Here is a 22300-nt window from a genome sequence, read left to right as displayed (position 1 = left end):
CTGCACCCAAAATCTATCAAATAGCACCTAAAAACTATCAATCGACAGTTTCTCCCCCCGAAAGTGTGTTCGAAATCCATCTGCCCGGAATTCAAGATTCCCTTCTCCATCATCGCCTCATCTCTTATATTTCGCGTATAAACTCATTCAAGCCGTTACGCTTCCACGATAATATTATATACAAAATCAGGATAGCTATTCTTGGTCGCACACCGGATTAAGTTCTATTTAAATTCCTTCATAACCAGCCGGCTGCAACTTACCCCCAATACAACAAGAAACCACAACAAACTGATAGATTTCATTTATAGGAATCAAATTGAAAGAAACGCATAAAAACAATGCACTGAAAACTAACTAAAACCACCCGAAAACTGCCAATTGTTAGATTTTAGCTCAAAAGAAGTTTGATTTCCACCTGCCAGAAAGAAGAATCACCCGTAGTTTTGCATCATCAATAAAACGAACTATAATTTTAAAAATATCCATTATGAATAACAGAACATTTACCCAAGACCTGCTCGGAGTTCAAAACGACTTATTACGCTTTGCATACAAATTAACCTCCAACCGCGAAGAGGCCCACGACCTGCTTCAAGAGACATCATTAAAAGCTCTGGACAATGAAGAGAAATATACACCTGATACCAACTTTAAAGGATGGATATATACCATCATGCGCAATATTTTCATCAACAATTACCGCAAAGTGGTACGCGACCAGACGTTTGTAGATACCACAGACAATCTCTATCACCTGAACACGCCACATGACCTCGCATTCGACAGCACAGAGAGCGCCTACGACCTGAAGGAAATGCACCGCATTGTCAATGCCCTGCCACGTGAGTACAAGATTCCTTTCTCCATGCACGTTTCCGGTTTCAAGTATCGTGAAATCGCAGAAAAGCTGGGACTCCCACTTGGAACAGTAAAAAGCCGCATCTTCTTTACCCGCCAGAAACTGCAACAAGAACTGAAAGATTTCAGATAAAAGAGTAGGACCAACAAAGAATTGTTTATCGATTGGCCGGATAAAAAGTAAACACGTTTATCTTGGGCAATCATAAGACACCAATCAAGATACCTAAAGAGAAACATATGCCTACACCGGGGATATCCATGCTATGTGGCTCCGGTGCACAGGTGCGACCCTACGTACAGTCTCAGCCAATGTGCGGTGCAGCAGCAGCCAAATGCCCGTGTGACCGCCTTTCCACCCGACACATCTCCTGCCTGCTTACTCAGCCTGATTTTCATCCTGAAAGCCATCATCTCCTCACTGTTTTTTTTAGAGAAACCGCACAAATCCCCCACCAGCAAAGCATTTCAAAAGTAGCTTCATTATCAAACGAATAAACTATCAACAAGGTGTTGAAAACTTCTTCTTAAGATTTTAGTCAAAAGATTGTGGGGAATTGTGGGGAAATGCGTACTTTTACCGTCGCTTATTATAATAAGGTAAAAAATGATACAATTCTTAGGCAACATCGAGGCTAAGGCAGATGCAAAAGGAAGAGTTTTCATCCCTGCTACTTTCCGGAAACAGCTGCAGGCCGCTTCTGAAGAAAGACTCGTATTGCGCAAGGACGTGTATCAGGATTGCCTGGTGCTCTACCCGGAAAGTGTATGGTTTGCCACTCAAAACCAACTTCGCCACCGGCTGAATAAATGGAACGCCAAGCAACAAATGATTTTCCGCCAGTTCGTAAGTGACGCGGAAGTCGTGACCCCTGACGGGAACGGACGCATCCTGCTCCCCAAACGTTACCTGCAAATGGCGGGTATACAAAGTGATGTCCGCTTCATTGGCGTGGACAACACTATAGAGATTTGGGCCAAGGAACGTGCCGACCAACCATTCATGACCCCCGACGAGTTCGGCGAGGCTCTTGAAGAACTGTTGGGAGACGAAAATATTTGTTGTGACGAAAACAAGCTATAAACAACAGATGATGAAAGAAGAAATAACATATCATACCCCCGTATTGCTGATGCCAAGCGTAGATGCAATGAACATCCGCCCGGACGGCACGTATGTAGACGTGACGTTTGGCGGAGGAGGGCATTCGCGCGAGATACTGTCACGTCTGGAAGACGGCGGCCGGCTGTTAAGCTTCGACCAGGACGAGGATGCGGAACGCAACATTGTGAACAACCCGCATTTTACATTCGTACGCAGCAACTTCCGCTACCTGCACAACTTCCTACGCTATCACGGCATTGAAAAAGTGGATGCCATACTTGCCGACCTCGGCGTATCTTCCCATCATTTTGATGACAGCGAACGGGGATTCTCCTTCCGTTTCGACGGGGCACTGGATATGCGTATGAACAAGCGTGCCGGCCTGACTGCTGCCGACATTGTAAATACTTGCGAAGAAGGGAAGCTGGCCGATATCTTTTATTTGTATGGCGAGCTGAAAAACAGCCGGAAACTGGCATCTGTCATTGTCAAGGCACGGGCAACGCAGAGAATTGCCACCATCGGTGAATTCCTGGAAATCGTTAAGCCACTCTTCGACCGCGAACGTGAGAAGAAAGAACTGGCAAAGGTATTTCAAGCATTGCGCATTGAAGTAAACCAAGAAATGGAGGCACTGAAGGAAATGCTATATGCAGCAACAAAAGCACTAAAGCCGGGAGGTCGCCTAGTGGTGATAACCTATCACTCCTTGGAAGACCGTATAGTGAAGAATATCATGAAAACCGGCAATGTGGAAGGCAAAGCCGAAAAAGATTTCTTCGGGAATGTGCTGACCCCGTTCCGGCTGGTCAACAACAAAGTAATCGTACCGGACAAGGAAGAGATAGAACGCAATCCGCGTTCGCGAAGTGCCAAACTGAGAATTGCAGAAAAAGTAATGAACAATCAGTGACTAGCAATGGAAAAGAAGCAAGAAGAAAAGAATACGGAGAAGGTGAAAAAACGCACCTCACTGAAGAACATCATCGGAGGCGACATACTGGCCACAGACTTCTTTCGCCGCCAAGCCGGATTGCTGTTCCTTATCATAGTGCTTATCATTATTTACATCAACAACCGTTACGAATGCCAACTGCAGCTGATTGAGATAGACAATCTTAAAAAAGAGCTGATAGACATCAAGTACGACGCCTTGACACGTAGTTCAGAATTGATGGAACGGAGCCGCCAATCGCGCATCGAGGAATATATCGCCACCAAAGAAAGCGATTTGCAGACTTCCACTAATCCGCCGTACTTACTAAAATAATGGAGAATTGAGAATAAAGTAATTTCAATAGTACATCTAAATCGTTAAATCGTAAATAACATTGGCTGTAAATCAAAAAAACATAATGAACCGTTACTTCTTCGTCGTCCTACTCATAGGGCTGACGGGGATAGCTATTGTCGTGAAAGGCGCCATGATTATGTTTGCCGAGCGACAGTACTGGCACGATGTAGCCGACCGCTTCGTAAAAGAGAATGTAACGGTGAAACCCAACCGGGGAAATATCCTGTCCTCGGATGGCAAACTGATGGCAAGTTCTCTGCCGGAATACAAGATTTTCATGGACTTCATGTCCAGCGAAAGAGATGAGAAGCGCCGCAAAAAGGACCAGCAGCGCAAGGATTCTATCTGGAAAGCCAATTTCGATTCCATCTGTGTTGGGCTTCATCAGATTTTTCCGGACATCAGTACCGCCACCTTCAAAAACCACCTGCGCAAGGGACGGGAAATGAAGAGCCGGAACTACAACATTCTTCCCAACCGCAACCGGCGCATCTCTTACATTCAGTACAAGGAAGCCAAACGGTTACCCGTATTCAAGATGAACAGATACAGAGGCGGTTTCCACGAACAGATATACAACCAGCGTAAAAAGCCGTTCGGTTCTTTGGCAGCCCAAACCCTGGGTCGTCTTTATGCCGATACAGCCATGGGAGCCCGTAACGGCATTGAGTTGGCCTTCGATACCCTACTGAAAGGACGGAACGGTATTACCCACCGCCAGAAGGTGATGAACAAATACCTGGACATCATAGACCTTCCCCCGATAGATGGTTGTGACATCATATCCACCCTCGACGTAGGCATGCAGGACATCTGCGAAAAAGCCCTGGTGGACAAGCTGAAGGAAATCAATGCCAACGTCGGAGTAGCCGTACTGATGGAAGTGGCTACCGGAGAAATAAAGGCCATTGTCAACATGATGAAAGCCGGGGACGGCAATTACTATGAAATGAACAGTAATGCCATCAGCGATATGTTGGAACCGGGCTCCACCTTTAAGACAGCCTCCATTATGGTGGCACTGGAAGACGGGAAAATAACCCCGGATACCGAAGTAGACACGGGCAACGGCATTATGAATATGTACGGCAGTAAGATGAGAGATCACAACTGGCGCCGGGGAGGTTACGGAAAGATAGATGTGACACGTATTCTGGAAGTTTCTTCCAATGTGGGTGTCTCCTACCTCATCGACAAGTACTACAAGGATAATCCGCAAAAGTTCGTGGACGGTTTGAAGCGTATGAGCATCAACCAGCCGCTTCATCTGCAAATACCCGGCGAAGGGAAGCCCAACATCAAAGGACCTAAAGAACGTTATTTTGCCAAAACGACTTTGCCATGGATGAGTATCGGTTACGAGACCCAGATACCTCCCATAAACATACTGACCTTCTACAATGCCATAGCCAACAACGGAACCATGGTACGCCCCAAGTTTGTGAAAGCAGCGGTAAAGGACGGTGAGGTAGTGAAAGAATATCCTACGGAAGTAATCAATTCCAAGATATGTTCCGACCGTACCCTGACACAAATCCGTGAAATCCTTCAGAAAGTGGTGTCACAAGGACTGGCAAAACCTGCCGGCAGCAAACAGTTCTCCGTATCAGGCAAGACGGGTACGGCACAGATTTCACAAGGAGCAGCCGGATATAAAGCGGGACGCGTGAACTATCTGGTAAGTTTCTGCGGCTATTTCCCTTCGGAAGCACCCAAATACAGTTGTATAGTTTCCATCCAGAAGCCCGGGTTGCCGGCTTCGGGCGGCTTGATGGCAGGTAGTGTCTTTGGGAAAATAGCGGAAAGAGTTTATGCCAAAAACCTGCGTTTTGACATACGCAATGCTATAGACAGTACCACCAATGTGATTCCTCCTGTGAAAGCCGGAGAGATGAACGAAGCACTCCTAGTATTGAACGATTTGAAAGTACCCGTTCAGAAACAGTTCTCCGGAGAAAGGAAAAAGGAACAATGGGGGCATACACGAGCTGCCCCGGCAGCAGTCATCCTGCAAGACCGGGAACCGGCCTCAGGCACCGTGCCCAGCGTGGTCGGTATGGGAGCGAAAGATGCTGTCTACCTTTTAGAGAGCAAAGGACTGAAAGTAAGACTAAGCGGAGTGGGACGGGTGAGGAACCAATCCATAGCAAGCGGTAGCCGGATAGTGAAAGGACAGACCATAGCCCTGACTCTACGTTAACATGAGAATAAACAAGATTTGGATACACATTATATATAATAAGGTATGAAATTAAGTGATTTGTTGAAAACAATACAACCGGTTCAGGTTATCGGAAATACAAGCATGGAAATAACAGGAGTGAATATAGACTCCCGCCTGATAGGAACCGGACATCTGTTCATGGCCATGCGTGGTACACAGACCGACGGACATGCCTATATCCCGGCTGCTATCGACAAAGGGGCTGTTGCAGTATTGTGTGAGGAATTGCCGGAAGAGCTCAGAACCGGCATCACCTACATTCAGGTGAAAGACAGTGAAGATGCTGTAGGAAAAGTAGCCACCACTTTCTATGGTGACCCTACATCCAAGATGGAACTTGTCGGTGTGACCGGAACCAATGGAAAAACGACCACCGCTACCTTATTATATAATACTTTCCGCTACTTCGGCTATAAAGTCGGACTGGTTTCCACCGTATGCAATTACATCGACGACCAGCCCGTACCGACCGAACATACCACTCCAGACCCTATCACCCTGAATCGTCTGCTTGGCAAAATGGCCGATTCCGGCTGTAAATACGCCTTCATGGAAGTCAGCTCCCACTCCATTGCCCAGAAGCGCATCAGCGGTCTGAAGTTTGCCGGTGGTGTTTTCACTAATCTGACCCGCGACCACCTAGATTATCATAAGACAGTGGAAAATTACCTCAAGGCCAAGAAGAAATTCTTCGACGAACTGCCAAAAGGAGCTTTCAGCTTGACCAATCTGGATGACAAGAACGGACTTGTGATGACACAAAATAGCCGTTCAAAGATATACACCTACTCCTTGCGTAGTCTCAGCGACTTCAAAGGCAAAATCCTGGAATCCCATTTCGAGGGAATGTTACTTGACTTCAACAACCATGAATTGGCAGTGCGTTTCATCGGAAAGTTCAATGCCTATAACTTATTGGCAGTATTCGGTACCGCCGTATTGCTAGGCAAGAAAGAAGAAGATGTACTGGTTGCCCTCAGCACGCTACATCCGGTAACCGGCCGCTTCGACACCATCCGTTCACCGAAAGGCTTCACCGCCATTGTGGACTATGCACATACTCCGGACGCACTGGTCAATGTATTGAACGCCATTCATGGAGTGCTGGAAGGAAAAGGGAAAGTTATTACCGTTGTGGGCGCCGGTGGCAACCGCGACAAGGGAAAGCGCCCCATCATGGCCAAAGAATCTGCCCGTTTGAGCGACCGGGTCATCATCACCTCCGATAACCCGCGCTTTGAAGAGCCGCAGGACATCATCAATGACATGCTGGCAGGTCTGGATAAAGACGACATGCAGAAAACCATCAGCATCACCGACCGCCGCGAAGCCATCAAAACAGCCTGCATGCTGGCACAACCGGGAGACGTAATTCTCGTTGCAGGCAAGGGGCATGAGAATTATCAGGAGATTAAAGGTGTCAAACACCATTTTGACGATAAAGAAATATTAAATGAGATCATGTGCTAATATACCAATGTGCCAATAGCCATGTGGTATTGTAGAAAACCGCATTCCTTATTAATTAGCATATCGGCACATTAAAACAATTAAATAATTAGAATCATGTTATACTACATATTTCAATGGTTAGACAAATATGACTTCCCCGGTGCGGGCATGTTCGGCTATACATCCTTCCGTTCGTTGATGGCAATCATTCTGGCATTGCTCATTTCGAGCATTTGGGGAGACAAGTTCATCAACCTGCTGAAACGCAAGCAAATTACCGAGACGCAACGTGATGCCAACATCGACCCATTCGGTGTGAACAAAGTGGGAGTACCCAGCATGGGCGGTGTCATCATCATTTTTGCCATACTCATTCCTTGCTTGTTACTGGGTAAATTGAGCAATATTTATATGATATTGATGCTGATTACCACAATCTGGTTAGGGTCGCTTGGCTTTGCCGACGACTACATCAAGATATTCAAAAAAGACAAGGAAGGGCTGCACGGCAAGTTCAAAATCATCGGTCAAGTAGGTTTAGGACTTATCGTCGGACTGACTCTTTACCTCAGTCCGCAGGTGGTTATCCGCGAGAACATAGAAATGGAGAAGTCGGACGGACAGATAGAAGTGGTGCATGCCGCCAAAGAAATCAAGGCAACCCAAACCACCATCCCATTCTTCAAAAGCAATAACTTCGATTATGCCGATTTAGTGAGTTTCATGGGTGAACATGCCCAGACAGTAGGTTGGATACTGTTTGTGATTATCACGATTTTCGTAGTTACCGCCGTCAGCAACGGTGCCAATCTGAATGATGGAATGGACGGAATGGCAGCAGGAAACTCCGCCATTATCGGACTGACCTTGGGAATACTCGCCTACGTGTCGAGCCACATTGAATATGCCGGTTACTTGAATATCATGTACATTCCCGGCTCAGAAGAGTTGGTAATCTTTATCTGCGCCTTTATCGGTGCGCTTATCGGCTTCTTGTGGTACAATGCCTATCCGGCCCAAGTATTCATGGGTGATACGGGCAGCCTGACCATTGGAGGAATCATCGCAGTATATGCCATCATTATTCACAAGGAACTGCTGATACCCATCCTTTGCGGTATCTTCCTCGTGGAGAACCTCTCGGTCATCCTGCAACGCTTCTACTACAAGGCAGGCAAGCGGAAAGGCGTGAAGCAACGCCTCTTCAAGCGAACGCCAATACACGACCACTTCCGCACCTCCATGAACCAGATAGAGCCAGGATGCAGCGTGGTATTCACCAAACCAGACAAGTTGTTCCATGAATCCAAAATCACCATCCGCTTCTGGATTGTGACGATTGTATTGGCAGCGATAACGATTATAACATTAAAAATCAGATAATGCGGGGTGCATCCGCACATTTCCCACATTGACATATTAGTATATAAAGATTATGAGTAGAATTGTAGTATTAGGAGCTGGCGAAAGCGGCGCAGGTGCTGCCGTACTGGCCAAAGTGAAAGGTTTCGACACGTTCGTCTCCGACATGTCCGCCATCAAAGACAAATACAAGGAACTGCTGGATAAATACGGCATTGCCTGGGAAGAGGAACACCACACAGAAGAGCTGATTCTGAATGCTGACGAAGTAGTGAAAAGCCCCGGTATCCCCAACGACGCTCCGCTCATTATGAAATTAAAGGAAAAAGGTACGCCCGTCATCTCTGAGATAGAGTTTGCGGGACGATACACTAATGCAAAGATGGTCTGTATCACCGGCTCGAACGGAAAGACAACAACCACCTCGCTCATTTATCACATCTTCAAAAGTGCAGGCCTGAACGTCGGCCTCGCCGGCAACATCGGCAACAGTCTGGCTTTGCAGGTGGCCACAGAGCAGCATGATTACTACGTCATTGAGTTGAGTTCCTTCCAGCTGGACAATATGTATAACTTCCGTGCCAACATTGCCGTACTGATGAACATCACTCCGGACCACTTGGACCGCTACGACCACTGCATGCAAAAATATGTGGACGCCAAATTCCGCATCACTCAAAATCAGACACCGGAAGATGCTTTTATCTTCTGGAACGACGACCCCATCATCAAACGCGAACTGGACAAGCATGGCCTTCGCGCCCATCTCTACCCGTTTGCTGCCGTAAAGGAAGACGGGGCCATCGCATACGTGGAAGACGGTGAAGTGGAAATCAACGAACCGATAGCTTTCAACATGGAGCAGGAGGAATTGGCGCTTCACGGTACACACAACCTATACAATTCGTTAGCCGCCGGCATCTCGGCCAATTTAGCCGGCATCCGGAAAGAATATATCCGCAAGGCCTTGTCCGACTTCAAGGGAGTGGAACACCGGCTGGAGAAAGTAGCCACCATACGTGGCGTGAACTTCATCAACGATTCCAAGGCAACGAACGTAAACTCCTGCTGGTATGCCCTGCAAAGCATGGCTGGCAAAACCGTACTTATCCTTGGTGGTAAGGACAAAGGAAACGATTATACGGAAATCGAAGACCTTGTACGCGAAAAGTGTTCCGCCCTGGTATATTTAGGATTGCACAACGAAAAGTTACACGACTTCTTCGACCGCCTGGGATTGCCCGTAGCTGATGTTCAGACCGGCATGAAGGATGCCGTAGAAGCAGCCTTCAAACTGGCAAAGAAAGGTGAAACTGTGTTGCTTAGCCCTTGCTGTGCCTCCTTCGATCTCTTCAAGAGCTATGAGGACCGCGGCGACCAATTCAAAGCATGTGTCAGGGCTCTATAAGTTACGGATGCCGTAACAAGAACGGCAACTTTTAATACTTTAATTATTAATTTTTAATTTGCGAAGCATTGGATTTATTAAAGAGCATATTCAAAGGGGACAAAGTGATTTGGATGATTTTCCTCTTTCTTTGCCTCATCTCCATAATAGAGGTGTTCAGTGCATCGAGCACGCTAGTCTATCAAAGTGGCAACCACTGGGGGCCCATCACGCGCCACACCATCTTCCTAATGATAGGCACCTTGTTCGTGGTGCTGTTCCACAACATCCCCTACAAATGGTTTCAAGGCATTCCTTACTTGCTGTTCATACCTACACTTATTTTCCTAATCATGCTGTTGGTGTGCAACGACCTAAGCATAGCCGGAGTGCTGGTTATCGAAAAGACCAATGATGCAGGACGATGGATAAAATTGCTTGGCATACAGTTCCAGCCATCTGAATTTGCCAAGATGACTGTGATGATAGCCACCGCCTACAACCTTTCAAGGGGACAAACCGAAGAGGGAGCAAATCCCAAAGCCTTCAAATACATCATGGGAATTACCGGTTTGTTCTGTCTGCTCATCTTCCCGGAGAACTTCTCCACTGCAGCGCTACTCTTCGGAGTGGTGTATCTGATGATGTTCATCGGACGCATTGCCGCCAAGAAGATAACGATACTGACAAGCATCCTCTTGGGTATCGCCGTGGCAGGTGTGCTTTTCCTGGAACTGACCAAGGACGTGGACAGCCGTTTCCTACACCGTTTCGACACTTGGCGCACACGCATCGAGAAATTTGTTAGCTCCGAAGAGGTGCCCGCAGCCAAATTCGACATTGACCGCGACGCACAAGTGGGACACGCACGCATAGCCATGGCAACCAGCCACATTTTGGGCAAGGGACCGGGGAACTCCGTTCAACGGGACTTCCTGAGCCAAGCCTACTCCGACTTTATCTTCGCCATCATTGTAGAAGAATTGGGGTTACTTCCCGCTGCCATCGTAGTACTGCTCTACATCATTCTGCTGATAAGGGCGGGACGTATCGCAAAAAAATGCAACCGTACCTTCCCGGCTTTCCTTGTCATAGGCATTGCCTTGCTACTGGTGACACAAGCCATGTTCAATATGATGGTGGCTGTTGGTCTGGCACCCGTTACGGGACAACCCTTACCGCTTATCAGCCGCGGAGGAACCTCCACCATCATCAACTGTATATATATCGGCATGATACTGAGTGTCAGCCGATATACAGCCAAGCTGGAAGAACAACGGATGCACGATGCACAAGTATCGATGCTGGTGGATGCCGGAAATACAGTCCCCCCGGAGCAACCGGCCGACAGCGAAGCACAGACTGCCGCCGAACCGACGGCAAAGGCACTGAACAATGATACGGAGTTTGAATGACGGTCTCTCCCCCCCAACCCCTCTCCCGTAGGGAGGAGAGAAAAGCATGATTTAGTAATGGAGAGTATGCCAATAATACAAAAATAACGAAAAACAAGAATATGAGTAAAGATGTAAACAACTATACCACCCAAAGCAACTCTACCCCCCTCCCTACGGAGAAGAGGTCGAAGGTGAGGCTTATCATCAGCGGTGGCGGCACCGGAGGACATATCTTTCCGGCAATCTCCATCGCTAATGCCATAAAAGAGCTGTGCCCCGACGCCGAAATCCTCTTCGTAGGTGCCGAAGGAAGAATGGAAATGCAGCGTGTTCCGGATGCAGGTTACCGGATTATAGGATTGCCCGTTGCCGGATTCGACCGCAAACATCTGTGGAAGAACTTCTCCGTACTGCTGAAACTGATACGGAGCCAGTGGAAAGCACGGAGCATCATCAAGGAGTTCCGCCCGCAAGTGGCCGTGGGTGTAGGTGGCTATGCCAGTAGTCCTACGCTGAAAACGGCAGGAATAATGGGTATTCCCACTCTGATACAGGAACAGAATTCCTACGCCGGTGTCACCAATAAGTTGCTAGCACAGAAAGCCTGCAAAATTTGTGTAGCCTACGAAGGCATGGAAAAGTTTTTTCCGGCAGAAAAAATAATCATGACCGGTAATCCGGTACGCCAGAACCTGCTCGGACATTCCATCCTGCACGCAGACGCCGTAAAGTACTTCGGACTGAATCCGGAAAGGAAGACTATCCTCATCCTGGGCGGAAGCCTGGGAGCCCGCACCATCAACCAGACACTGACCGCCAGTCTGGACGTTGTCCGTGCCCACCCCGACGTACAATTCATCTGGCAGACGGGCAAAATATACATTGACCAAGTCAGAGAAACCATTACGACCGCCACGGGAGAAGTCGTACGCAATCCGCACATCAGCACCATTCCGAATCTGTACGTAACGGACTTTATCAAGGATATGGCAAACGCCTATGCCGCTGCCGACTTGGTGATTTCACGTGCCGGAGCCGGCTCCATCTCCGAGTTCTGCCTGCTGCACAAACCGGTCATCTTGGTTCCTTCGCCTAATGTAGCCGAAGACCATCAGACCAAGAATGCACTGGCACTGGCGGATAAAGATGCAGCCATCTATGTGAAAGACGTAGAAGCGAAAGACAAACTATTGCCGATAGCTTTAGAGACCATTAGCAATCCCCAAAAGCTGAAAGACTTAAGTGAAAGCATTGCCAAGTTGGCATTGCCCAATTCGGCCACTGTCATAGCCAAAGAGGTATTGAAGTTAATTACCAACCCTAATCATCAATTAAAATAATGAATATCGAAACAATCAAATCCGTTTATTTCGTCGGTGCGGGCGGCATCGGTATGAGCGCTCTGATACGCTATTTCCTTTCCAAAGGAAAGCAGGTGGCCGGATATGACCGTACGCCGAGCGACCTGACCGAACGTCTGATTACGGAGGGTGCACAAATACATTACGAGGAAGACATCGACCTTATCCCTACATCGTGCAAAGACAAGACAAGCACGCTGGTAGTCTACACCCCTGCCGTACCGCAAGAACATGCCGAACTGACCTACTTCCGCGAAAACGGTTTCGAGATACATAAACGTTCCCAAGTATTGGGTATCATCACCCGCAGCAGTAAAGGCCTGTGCGTGGCAGGTACACACGGCAAGACCACAACCAGCACCATGGCTGCCCATCTGCTGCACCAGTCGCATGTAGGCTGTACTGCCTTCCTCGGAGGAATTGCCAAGAACTACGGCACTAACCTGCTGCTTTCCCCCACCAGTCCCTATACCGTCATCGAAGCCGACGAGTTCGACCGTTCTTTCCACTGGTTGTCACCCTGGATGAGTGTCATTACTGCCACCGACCCCGACCACCTGGATATATATGGAACCAAAGAAGCCTATCTTGAAAGCTTCCGCCACTACACAACGCTTATCCAGCCTGGCGGTGCTCTGATTCTGCACAAAGGACTGGAGATGCAGCCCGACGTACAGCCGGGGGTAACCACCTACACCTACTCACGCAACGAGGGTGACTTCCATGCCGAAAATATCCGTATCGGAAACGGTGAAATCTTCATCGACTTCGTAGCACCGGACACTCGCATCAACAATATTCAGTTGGGCGTTCCCGTCAGCATCAATATCGAAAACGGTGTGGCAGCCATGGCACTCGCCCACTTGAGCGGTGCCACTGACGAGGAAATCAAGCAGGGTATGGCGAGCTTCCGCGGAGTAGACCGCCGCTTCGACTTCAAACTGAAGAATGACAAAGTTGTATTTCTCAGCGACTACGCCCACCACCCGGAGGAAATAGCCCAAAGCGTGAAGTCCGTCCGTGAACTGTATCGGGACAAGAAGATAACCGTCATCTTCCAGCCTCACTTGTACACCCGTACCCGCGACTTCTACCGGGATTTCGCAGACAGCCTCTCCCTATCCGATGAGGTGATTCTGACAGAGATATACCCTGCCCGCGAGCAACCGATTCCCGGCGTGACGAGCCAGTTGATTTACGACAATCTCCACCCCGGCATCGAAAAATGCATCTGCAGGAAAGAAGATGTCCTAAGCCTTCTCTCTCAAAAGTACACCGAAGTAGTGGTAGTGCTGGGAGCCGGAGACTTGGATAACTATGTGCCCCAAATCAGCAAACTATTATCAGAGAAGTATCATGATTAAAAGGATTCTACTTTCTATCGTTCTGTTGCTTGTTATTGCCTATCTGGTGGTGGCTGTCACTACCTTAAACCGCAAACCGGCCTCCCAAGTGTGCCATGACATGGAGCTGGTGATAGAGGACACGATATATGCGGGCTTCATCACGAAGAAGGAAGTAGCTACCCTGCTGGAAAAGAAAGGCATCAGCCCCATTGGGAAAGATTTGAAGCGCGTGCGCACCAAGACTTTAGAACGCGAACTCGCCAAACATCCCCTCATCGACCAGGCGGAATGTTACAAAACTCCAAGCGGCAAGCTTTGCATCGAAGTGACCCAGCGCATCCCTATCCTGCGCGTGATGAGCGCCAATGGCGAGAACTACTATCTGGACAACAAAGGCACTGTAATGCCTCCCGATGCAAAGTGCATTGCACACCTTGCCATAGTGACCGGAAACGTAGAAAAGTCGTTTGCCATGAGGGATTTATATAAGTTTGGTGTATTTTTGCAGAAGAATTCTTTTTGGAATGCACAAATTGAACAGATTCATGTGCTGCCGGGCAAAAACATAGAATTAGTGCCACGCGTCGGCGACCATCTCATCTACTTGGGTAAGATGGCCGATTTTGAAAAGAAACTGAAACGTGTAAAAGCATTCTACGAAAGAGGATTAAACCAGGTAGGCTGGAACAAATACTCCCGCATTAACGTTGAATTCGATAATCAGATTATCTGCACGAAAAGAGAGAAGTAATGTAACATTTACAATGTATAAAGTACAATTCAGCCATGCGGCATAATAGTGCAACCCAATTGTACATTGTAAATGGTAAATGGTAAATTGTAAATGAAGATATATAATTAAATAAAAGATATGGCAACAACAGATTTCATCGCCGCTATCGAGTTGAGTTCTTCCAAGATTTCCGGTATCGCAGGAAAGAAGAGCAGTGACGGAAGTATCCAGGTGTTGGCTTATGCACGCGAAGAGGCATCCCCGTTTATACACAAAGGAGCCATCTACAACATTGACAAGGCTGCACAAGCACTGACTTCCATCATCAACAAGCTGGAAGGCCAGCTGAACAACTCCATCGCCAAAGTATATGTAGGCATCGGTGGACAATCATTACGCACGGTGAGGAATGCGGTAAGCCGTATGCTGGAGGAAGAGAGCATCATTTCGCAAGAGCTGGTAGACGAGATTTGCGACGAGAACCGTGATGTACCCCTGACAGACATGAGTGTGCTGGATGTAGCCCCGCAAGAATACAAGATAGACCATACACTGCAGGTGGAACCGGTAGGAGTTACCGGACGGCACATCACGGGTCAGTTCCTCAACATTGTGGCCCGCGCCTCACTGAAAAAGAACCTCGAGCATAGCTTCGAGCAAGCCAAAGTGGAAATTGCCGACGACCTGCTCGTGGCTCCCACTGCGTTGGCCAAAGCCGTGCTGACCGAAAACGAAATGCGTTCGGGCTGCGCACTTGTCGACTTCGGTGCCGACACCACCACCGTGCTGGTCTATAAGAACAATATCCTGCGCTACCTCAGCGTACTGCCGCTGGGCGGAAACAACATTACCCACGACATCACTTCCCTGCAAATGGAGGAGGAAGATGCCGAGAAGCTGAAACTGCAATACGGCGACGCCCTCTACGAGGAGGAAGAAGGCACCGAGACCCCTGCCGTATGTACGTCGGAAGACGGCCGGACTCTCGAAGTGGCCCTGCTGAACAATATCATCGGAGCCCGTGCGGAAGAAATCCTTGCCAACGTATGGAACCAGTTACAACTTTCCGGTTACGAAGACAAACTTTTCTCCGGTGTCGTATTCACCGGTGGAGGAGCCAATCTGAAAAATCTTGAGAAAGCTTTCCATAAAGTGAGCAAGATTGAAAAGGTAAAGACCGCCAAGTTCGTACAGGCCACCGTCCACACACACAGCGACGAGCCCAAGAAGGACGGCATGCACAACACTCTGCTGGGGTTGCTGGCTGCCGGCAACGAGAATTGCTGCCTGCAAGAGGTGAAGCCGGTACAGCAGCAGCCTGCCGCCAACATTCCCCCAAAACCAATCGACATATTCGTGGACGACGAAGCGCTGAAAGAGCAGGAAGCTGCCGCACGAGCCGCCAAGGCACAGCGCGAAAAAGAGGAGAAAGAACGCAAGGAGCGTGATCGCAAGAGAGAGCAGCGCGAAAAGGAAGAAAAGAAGAAGAAAAAGAAAGAAGGCACCAAGTGGTCTTTCGGAAAGGCTTTCGAAAAGACTTTCAGCAAAATCTCCAACGAAATCTTCTCGGACGACGATATGAAGTAACAATGTGATAATGTGCCAGAAAATTAAATTATTATGGAAGATATAGTACAATTCGATTTCCCGACCGATTCGCCGAAAATCATTAAAGTAATCGGTGTAGGCGGAGGTGGCGGAAATGCCGTGAACCATATGTACCGGGAAGGTATACACGACGTGACGTTCGTACTGTGCAACACAGACAACCAAGCGTTAAAGGACTCTCCCGTACCCGTGAAGTTACAGCTTGGAAAAGAAGGCCTAGGAGCCGGAAATCGCCCTGCCCGTGCCCGCAAGGCAGCAGAAGAGAGCATCGAAGACATCAAGAGTATGCTGAACGACGGCACCAAGATGGTATTCATCACTGCCGGAATGGGCGGTGGTACCGGTACAGGTGCCGCACCCATCATTGCACAAACCGCCAAGGAAATGAACATCCTGACCATCGGCATCGTCACCATCCCTTTCCGCTGGGAGGGCGACAAGAAGATAGACCAGGCACTGGATGGCGTAGAGGAAATCAGCAAGCACGTAGACGCCCTGCTGGTCATCAATAATGAAAAGCTGAGCGAGATATACAGCGAACTGTCCGTAGACGACGCGTTTGACAAGGCCGACGACACCCTTTCGGTAGCAGCCAAGAGCATTGCCGAAATCATCACCCTGCATGGAAAAGTGAATCTCGACTTCAACGACGTGAAAACGGTGCTGAAAGACGGCGGCGTAGCCATCATGAGTACCGGCTACGGCGAAGGTGACAACCGTGTCAGCGAAGCCATCAAGAACGCGCAACACTCGCCGTTGCTGAACAACAACGACATTTTCAACTCCAAGAAGGTGCTCCTCAACATCTCTTACAGTTCACAATACAAGCTGATGATGAGTGAAATGGACGAGGTGAAAGAGTTCATGAACCGTTTCAGCCGCGACTTTGAAACCAAATTCGGTATGGCCATCGACGACAAGCTGGAACAGAAAGTGAAAATCACCCTGCTTGCCACCGGTTTCGGTATCCAGGACATCCACATGAAGGAAATGGACGACCGCATCACCCTGCGCACCGCCGAAGAACAACAACGCCTTGCCGAGCTGGAGGAGGAAGAGGAACAGAGACGCAACCGCCGCGAAGTGTACTACGGCAAGGATGCCAACGCCCGTTCCCAACGCAGCCGCCGTCACCATATCTATCTCTTCAATCCCGAAGACATGGACAACGCCGACATCATCAGCATGGTGGAGAATTCTCCGACCTATCTGCGTGACAAAATCACGCTGACCAACATCAAGATGAAGGCAGAGCAGGAAGGACAGCTCGCCACCGAAGCCGCGCAAGAAGCAGAAGGCGACACGGGGGGAATCATCACCTTCTGATTCTCCCGTTCCCGATATGTAAAACCCTCCTCCTCCCCTTCGGGGGAATAGGAGTAAACTTATAACAATATGGATTTATTTGAAAAAGTCAGCGAAGACATTAAAACAGCCATGAAAGCCAAAGACAAAGTGGCTCTCGAAACATTGAGAAACGTAAAGAAAGTATTCCTCGAAGCCAAAACCGCTCCCGGAGCCAACGATACCCTGAGCGATGCTGATGCCTTGAAGATTATCCAGAAACTGACCAAACAAGGCAAAGACGCCGCTGAAATCTATGTACAGCAAGGTCGTCAGGACTTGGCAGACGACGAGCTGGCACAAGTAAAAGTGCTTGAAACCTATCTGCCCAAGCAGATGAGTGCCGAAGAACTGGAAGCAGCCTTGAAGGAAATCATAGCCGAAGTCGGCGCCACCAGCGGCAAGGACATGGGCAAGGTGATGGGCGTAGCCAGCAAGAAACTTGCCGGACTGGCCGAAGGCCGCGCCATCTCAGCCAAAGTAAAGGAACTGCTGGGATAAAGAAACACTCTTTACCTATCATATCAGCCGTGCTTCAACAGAGGGACTCAGCACCTAAAATCTGTTGAGACACGGCTTTCTAGATGCCCTCTCCTATCTCCTCATAAGAGATTAGCATATTAACCATCAACACATTACATTTACCCTCCTTTAGCATAGCATGTAAAAGGCGTTACTTCATATTGTAACGGCCTTTACCACATAATGTAACGACCTTTACCACAGTATGTAACAATCTTTACCACATAATGTAACGATCTTTACCACAGCATGTAAAACACCTTAACCCGTGGGGCAAACAGAACTAACCTATGGAGTAGTCATAGCGGCAGTGGCTAATCAAAAAGTTCCTTCAATACCTCAAGTGATTTCAATGCCGGGAAATCCGGCAAGTGCAAACGATAATATTCATTCATAATGTTCAGGCACCGGGTACGCTCCAACCTGTTCATGGTGAAAAGATGCATCGTTTCATAATTCATGCGCATCAACTGTGTCAGGCGGGCCGCCTCTTCGGGAGCGATGTAATGGGAATGAAGTTGCGGACGTAAGGGAGTGAAGCAAGCATTCTGCAAATCGAAATAATCGCCTGCATGATAATCCTCCAAGTTGGGATACAAACCGAGAAAACGGGAAAGGCGCATCAGGAAGACCAGATGAAAGTTGGCAAATCCCTCCCTGCATTCATCCAGCCAGATGACGGAATGATACAGATAAGCAAACAACGGACGGTTCTCCGCCTCCTCGCGGACAGCGCGATAAAGGAATTCCGAAAGAAACAAGGCGATGGCAGATTTGTAGGGATCGTACGGAAGCGTAGCGAAAGGATAAAGGGACTTTGCCTCCTTCACCTTATATATAGTAGCATTAGGACGGAAATCGGCTTCAAGTTCCACCAATGCCAGCGGCTGGAAGAGCACCGACTTCACCGCCGCCTTGCGTGAACGGGGTATAGACACCATGAAGGAAGCCCGGCCGGCCACCTCCGTATAGATATCTGCAATGAGAGACGTATCCTTATATTTCAGAGTATGCAGTACAATTCCCTGTGTTTTCTGTAACATTCCCGATTTCTTTATCTGGTTTCAATCCGATAACAAAGCTACAAAAAAAGCCCGAAAGAAGAGATACAAAAGGAAAAGAATAAAAAAATCAGGTAAGGGCTGAAAAAAACAAAAGTCAATATCACGCTGATTTTCAACAGACAAAGCACTCAAGCAACATAAAAGGCAACAAAAAAGACGTATTTTTTCTTGCAAATGTTTTGGTAATTCAAAAATAGTTTCTACCTTTGCAACCGCAAACGAGAGATAAAGACTCTCTGCAAGAGCGGAAACGCTCACTAAAGGATGGCCCGTTCGTCTATCGGTTAGGACGCAAGATTTTCATTCTTGAAAGGGGGGTTCGATTCCCCCACGGGCTACAAATAAAAAATAAACGAATTAAAAAAGATTAGTCGAGATGGCAAATCATAAATCATCACTGAAAAGAATCAGACAAGAAGAAACAAGAAGACTTCACAACAGATATTATGGTAAAACCATGAGAAATGCTGTTCGTAAGCTTCGTGCTACTACAGACAAGGCTGCAGCAACAGCTATGTATCCTGGTATCACAAAACTGTTGGATAAATTGGCTAAGACAAACGTTATCCACAAGAACAAAGCTAATAATCTGAAGTCAAAATTGGCTATCTACATTAACAAGTTGGCTTAAACTGTTTCTACAAAAAATATAAGTAGGTAATGAATATTACCTACTTTTTTTGTTTTATATCTAATGCTATTGACATGAAAAAGAAATTGTTCCCCACAGTTTTGTAGAGCAGCTTATGAAACAAAAGGCGATAATCATACTGCTACTAATGTCAATCAGTAGCTGTTGCAATAATCCAATAATCTGCAAGGCAACAAAGGATTGTGCGAGATATTCTCCGCACACCCTAAAGCCATAGAAGACAATTCACTCTACATCAGCATTCCAGTGGAGCAAGCAGCCTATGTGCTTCCCCTGTTGCCAACAGGAAACAAACTTAGATTTTTTTTCGAGAACACTAATGAAAACGACAATCCATACATCATCTCCTACCAGTTGAACACCAAGCTGTTTTCCAACTAACTCCGATACCCCATTCCTCCCAAAACGCTTTTCATTTTTTTAGTCTTCAGGGAAACACCTATCTCATTTTTTTTTTGTAATTTTGAAACTTCAAATAGATAATGTGCATTAAAAATGACTGAAGAACAAATTCACTCCAATAACGGGGAATATTCCGCCAGCAATATCCAAGTGCTGGAAGGCTTAGAAGCAGTGAGAAAACGCCCCGCGATGTATATTGGCGACATTAGTAACAAAGGACTTCACCATCTGGTCTACGAGGTTGTGGACAACTCCATTGACGAAGCACTCGCCGGCTATTGCGATCACATCGAAGTCACCATCAACGAAGACAATTCCATCAGCGTGCAAGACAACGGACGTGGTATCCCGGTGGATTATCACGAGAAAGAAAAGAAATCCGCATTGGAAGTCGTAATGACCGTACTGCATGCCGGAGGCAAGTTCGACAAAGGTTCTTACAAAGTGTCGGGAGGTCTGCACGGCGTAGGTGTATCTTGTGTAAACGCCTTGTCTACACACATGACTACCCAGGTATTCCGCAATGGAAAAATCTATCAGCAGGAATATGCCTGCGGACATCCGCTCTACTCCGTCAAGGAAGTGGGCACAACAGACATTACCGGTACGCGCCAGCAGTTCTGGCCGGACGGCACCATCTTTACGGAAACAGTCTACAACTATGATATCCTTGCCACCCGCATGCGCGAGCTGGCTTACCTGAACGCAGGCATCAAGATTTCACTGACCGACCTCCGCGTAAAGGACGAAGAAGGAAATGCAAAGAAGGAAATTTTCTACTCGGAAGAAGGACTTAAGGAGTTTGTACGCTACGTAGATTCCTCACGTGAGCACTTCATGAACGATGTAATCTACATCAATACCGAGAAACAAGGTATACCGGTGGAAGTAGCCATCATGTACAACACTTCTTATAACGAAAATGTGCACTCTTACGTAAACAACATCAATACCATTGAAGGAGGTACCCACTTGGCCGGTTTCCGCCGTGCACTGACCCGTACATTGAAAAAATACGCCGAAGACAACAAGATGCTGGAAAAAGCCAAGGTAGAGATTGCAGGAGACGACTTCCGTGAAGGATTGACTGCCGTCATCTCCATCAAGGTGGCCGAACCGCAGTTTGAAGGGCAGACCAAGACAAAGCTGGGTAACAACGAAGTAATGGGTGCCGTAGACCAGGCTGTGGGCGAGGCTCTCTCCTACTATCTGGAAGAGCATCCAAAGGAGGCGAAACTGATTGTGGACAAGGTGATATTGGCTGCCCAGGCACGTATCGCCGCACGCAAGGCACGCGAATCCGTACAACGTAAATCGCCAATGTCAGGTGGCGGCATGCCCGGTAAGTTGGCCGACTGTTCCAGCAAAGACCCGGAAGAATGCGAATTGTTTCTCGTTGAGGGTGACTCGGCAGGCGGTTCCGCAAAACAAGGTCGTAACCGTGTGTTCCAGGCTATCCTACCGCTTCGCGGTAAGATTCTGAATGTAGAAAAGGCCATGTGGCACAAGGCATTCGAAAGCGACGAAGTAAACAATATCATCCAAGCACTAGGCATCCGTTTCGGTGTAGACGGTGAAGACAGTAAAGAAGCGAACATTGACAAGCTGCGTTACAAGAAGATTATCATCATGACCGATGCCGACGTCGATGGTTCTCACATCGACACGCTGATTATGACTCTTTTCTTCCGCTACTTCCCGCAAGTCATCCAGCAGGGTTACTTGTACATCGCCACTCCTCCCCTCTACCTTTGCACCAAAGGCAAGGCGAAAGAGTATTGCTGGACAGACCAGCAGCGCCAGAAGTTCATCGACACCTACGGCGGCGGTTCGGAAAACGCAGTACACACCCAGCGCTACAAAGGTTTGGGTGAGATGAACCCGGAACAGTTGTGGGAAACCACCATGAATCCGGACAACCGTATGTTGAAGCAGGTGCATCTTGAAAATGCAGCCGAAGCCGACTACATCTTCTCCATGCTGATGGGCGAAGACGTGGGCCCTCGCCGCGATTTCATCGAAAAAAATGCAACGTATGCAAATATTGACGCTTAATTAATTTAATAACCGACCTCACATCTTACAATGAAAAAGCCCCGGACGGGCAGGATAATCCTGCTGACCGGGGCTTTTCCTTTATCCCTCGTCTCATACCCAAAAAGTCAGGAAATGAGGGGTCGGTCTGA

20 protein-coding genes and 1 tRNA gene are annotated in these 22300 nt (G+C 47.9%); 19 read left to right on the top strand and 2 right to left on the bottom strand.

From position 1 onward, the window contains the following. Positions 1-490 precede the first annotated feature (490 nt). Entirely contained in the window at positions 491-994 is a 504-nt protein-coding gene (locus HU824_RS02650) for an RNA polymerase sigma factor (RefSeq protein WP_176467996.1), read from the top strand. Between the two features lie 131 nt (positions 995-1125). Here HU824_RS02650 and HU824_RS02645 read toward each other — a convergent pair whose 3' ends face one another. Next, complete coding sequence (locus HU824_RS02645; protein ID WP_176467995.1) at positions 1126-1275, bottom strand: hypothetical protein; 150 nt, start codon at positions 1273-1275, stop codon at positions 1126-1128. 193 nt (positions 1276-1468) lie between these two features. Here HU824_RS02645 and mraZ point away from each other — a divergent pair, with 193 nt between their 5' ends. The 14 genes from mraZ to HU824_RS02575 all read left to right on the top strand — a co-directional run bounded on the left by mraZ (position 1469) and on the right by HU824_RS02575 (position 17975). Then, on the top strand, positions 1469-1945 hold the full coding sequence (gene mraZ, locus HU824_RS02640; RefSeq protein WP_136008879.1) for a division/cell wall cluster transcriptional repressor MraZ: 477 nt from the start codon (positions 1469-1471) through the stop codon (positions 1943-1945). Between the two features lie 10 nt (positions 1946-1955). Further along, complete coding sequence (gene rsmH / locus HU824_RS02635) at positions 1956-2879, top strand: 16S rRNA (cytosine(1402)-N(4))-methyltransferase RsmH (protein WP_136008981.1); 924 nt, start codon at positions 1956-1958, stop codon at positions 2877-2879. Positions 2880-2885: 6 nt separating this feature from the next. Further along, entirely contained in the window at positions 2886-3236 is a 351-nt protein-coding gene (locus tag HU824_RS02630) for an FtsL-like putative cell division protein (RefSeq protein ID WP_136008878.1), read from the top strand. An 85-nt stretch (positions 3237-3321) separates the two neighbouring features. Continuing rightward, positions 3322-5460: a penicillin-binding protein gene (locus HU824_RS02625; protein WP_176467994.1), complete on the top strand. Its 2139-nt coding sequence runs from the start codon at positions 3322-3324 to the stop codon at positions 5458-5460. A gap of 45 nt (positions 5461-5505) precedes the next feature. After that, positions 5506-6954, top strand: a complete 1449-nt coding sequence (locus HU824_RS02620) for a UDP-N-acetylmuramoyl-L-alanyl-D-glutamate--2,6-diaminopimelate ligase (protein WP_176467993.1) — start codon at positions 5506-5508, stop codon at positions 6952-6954. A 96-nt stretch (positions 6955-7050) separates the two neighbouring features. Then, positions 7051-8319, top strand: a complete 1269-nt coding sequence (gene mraY / locus HU824_RS02615; protein ID WP_136008875.1) for a phospho-N-acetylmuramoyl-pentapeptide-transferase — start codon at positions 7051-7053, stop codon at positions 8317-8319. A 52-nt stretch (positions 8320-8371) separates the two neighbouring features. Further along, entirely contained in the window at positions 8372-9706 is a 1335-nt protein-coding gene (gene murD, locus HU824_RS02610; RefSeq protein WP_176467992.1) for a UDP-N-acetylmuramoyl-L-alanine--D-glutamate ligase, read from the top strand. Positions 9707-9774: 68 nt separating this feature from the next. After that, positions 9775-11100: an FtsW/RodA/SpoVE family cell cycle protein gene (locus HU824_RS02605; protein ID WP_176467991.1), complete on the top strand. Its 1326-nt coding sequence runs from the start codon at positions 9775-9777 to the stop codon at positions 11098-11100. A 101-nt stretch (positions 11101-11201) separates the two neighbouring features. Then, positions 11202-12422: an undecaprenyldiphospho-muramoylpentapeptide beta-N-acetylglucosaminyltransferase gene (gene murG, locus HU824_RS02600; RefSeq protein ID WP_176467990.1), complete on the top strand. Its 1221-nt coding sequence runs from the start codon at positions 11202-11204 to the stop codon at positions 12420-12422. After that, complete coding sequence (murC, locus tag HU824_RS02595; protein ID WP_176467989.1) at positions 12422-13807, top strand: UDP-N-acetylmuramate--L-alanine ligase; 1386 nt, start codon at positions 12422-12424, stop codon at positions 13805-13807. Before murG ends, murC begins: the two co-directional genes overlap by 1 nt. After that, positions 13800-14540, top strand: coding sequence for a cell division protein FtsQ/DivIB (locus HU824_RS02590; protein WP_136008870.1), 741 nt, complete (start codon positions 13800-13802; stop codon positions 14538-14540). Before murC ends, HU824_RS02590 begins: the two co-directional genes overlap by 8 nt. A 120-nt stretch (positions 14541-14660) precedes the next feature. Continuing rightward, complete coding sequence (ftsA, locus tag HU824_RS02585) at positions 14661-16109, top strand: cell division protein FtsA (protein ID WP_136008869.1); 1449 nt, start codon at positions 14661-14663, stop codon at positions 16107-16109. A gap of 33 nt (positions 16110-16142) precedes the next feature. After that, complete coding sequence (ftsZ, locus tag HU824_RS02580) at positions 16143-17456, top strand: cell division protein FtsZ (RefSeq protein WP_136008868.1); 1314 nt, start codon at positions 16143-16145, stop codon at positions 17454-17456. A gap of 69 nt (positions 17457-17525) precedes the next feature. Next, complete coding sequence (locus HU824_RS02575) at positions 17526-17975, top strand: GatB/YqeY domain-containing protein (protein ID WP_005830410.1); 450 nt, start codon at positions 17526-17528, stop codon at positions 17973-17975. Positions 17976-18310: 335 nt separating this feature from the next. On the opposite strand, the gene recO is transcribed toward HU824_RS02575, so the two are convergent. Next, complete coding sequence (gene recO / locus HU824_RS02570) at positions 18311-19039, bottom strand: DNA repair protein RecO (RefSeq protein WP_136008867.1); 729 nt, start codon at positions 19037-19039, stop codon at positions 18311-18313. Positions 19040-19326: 287 nt separating this feature from the next. On the opposite strand from recO, the gene HU824_RS02565 reads away from it, so the two are divergent. The 4 genes from HU824_RS02565 to gyrB all read left to right on the top strand — a co-directional run bounded on the left by HU824_RS02565 (position 19327) and on the right by gyrB (position 22169). After that, positions 19327-19398, top strand: a tRNA-Glu gene (locus tag HU824_RS02565). A 38-nt stretch (positions 19399-19436) separates the two neighbouring features. Beyond that, entirely contained in the window at positions 19437-19691 is a 255-nt protein-coding gene (gene rpsT / locus HU824_RS02560) for a 30S ribosomal protein S20 (protein WP_005830420.1), read from the top strand. A 201-nt stretch (positions 19692-19892) separates the two neighbouring features. Further along, positions 19893-20093: a hypothetical protein gene (locus tag HU824_RS02555; RefSeq protein WP_176467988.1), complete on the top strand. Its 201-nt coding sequence runs from the start codon at positions 19893-19895 to the stop codon at positions 20091-20093. Positions 20094-20207: 114 nt separating this feature from the next. Continuing rightward, a complete protein-coding gene (gyrB, locus tag HU824_RS02550; RefSeq protein WP_136008866.1) occupies positions 20208-22169 on the top strand; it encodes a DNA topoisomerase (ATP-hydrolyzing) subunit B in 1962 nt (653 codons plus the stop codon). The last annotated feature ends 131 nt before the right edge of the window (positions 22170-22300 follow it).

This window comes from Bacteroides sp. L10-4 (assembly GCF_013373675.1).
Classification (GTDB): Bacteria; Bacteroidota; Bacteroidia; order Bacteroidales; family Bacteroidaceae; genus Bacteroides; species Bacteroides muris.
Note: the sequence above shows the minus strand (reverse complement) of the source record. Positions and strands in the feature narration are given on the sequence as shown.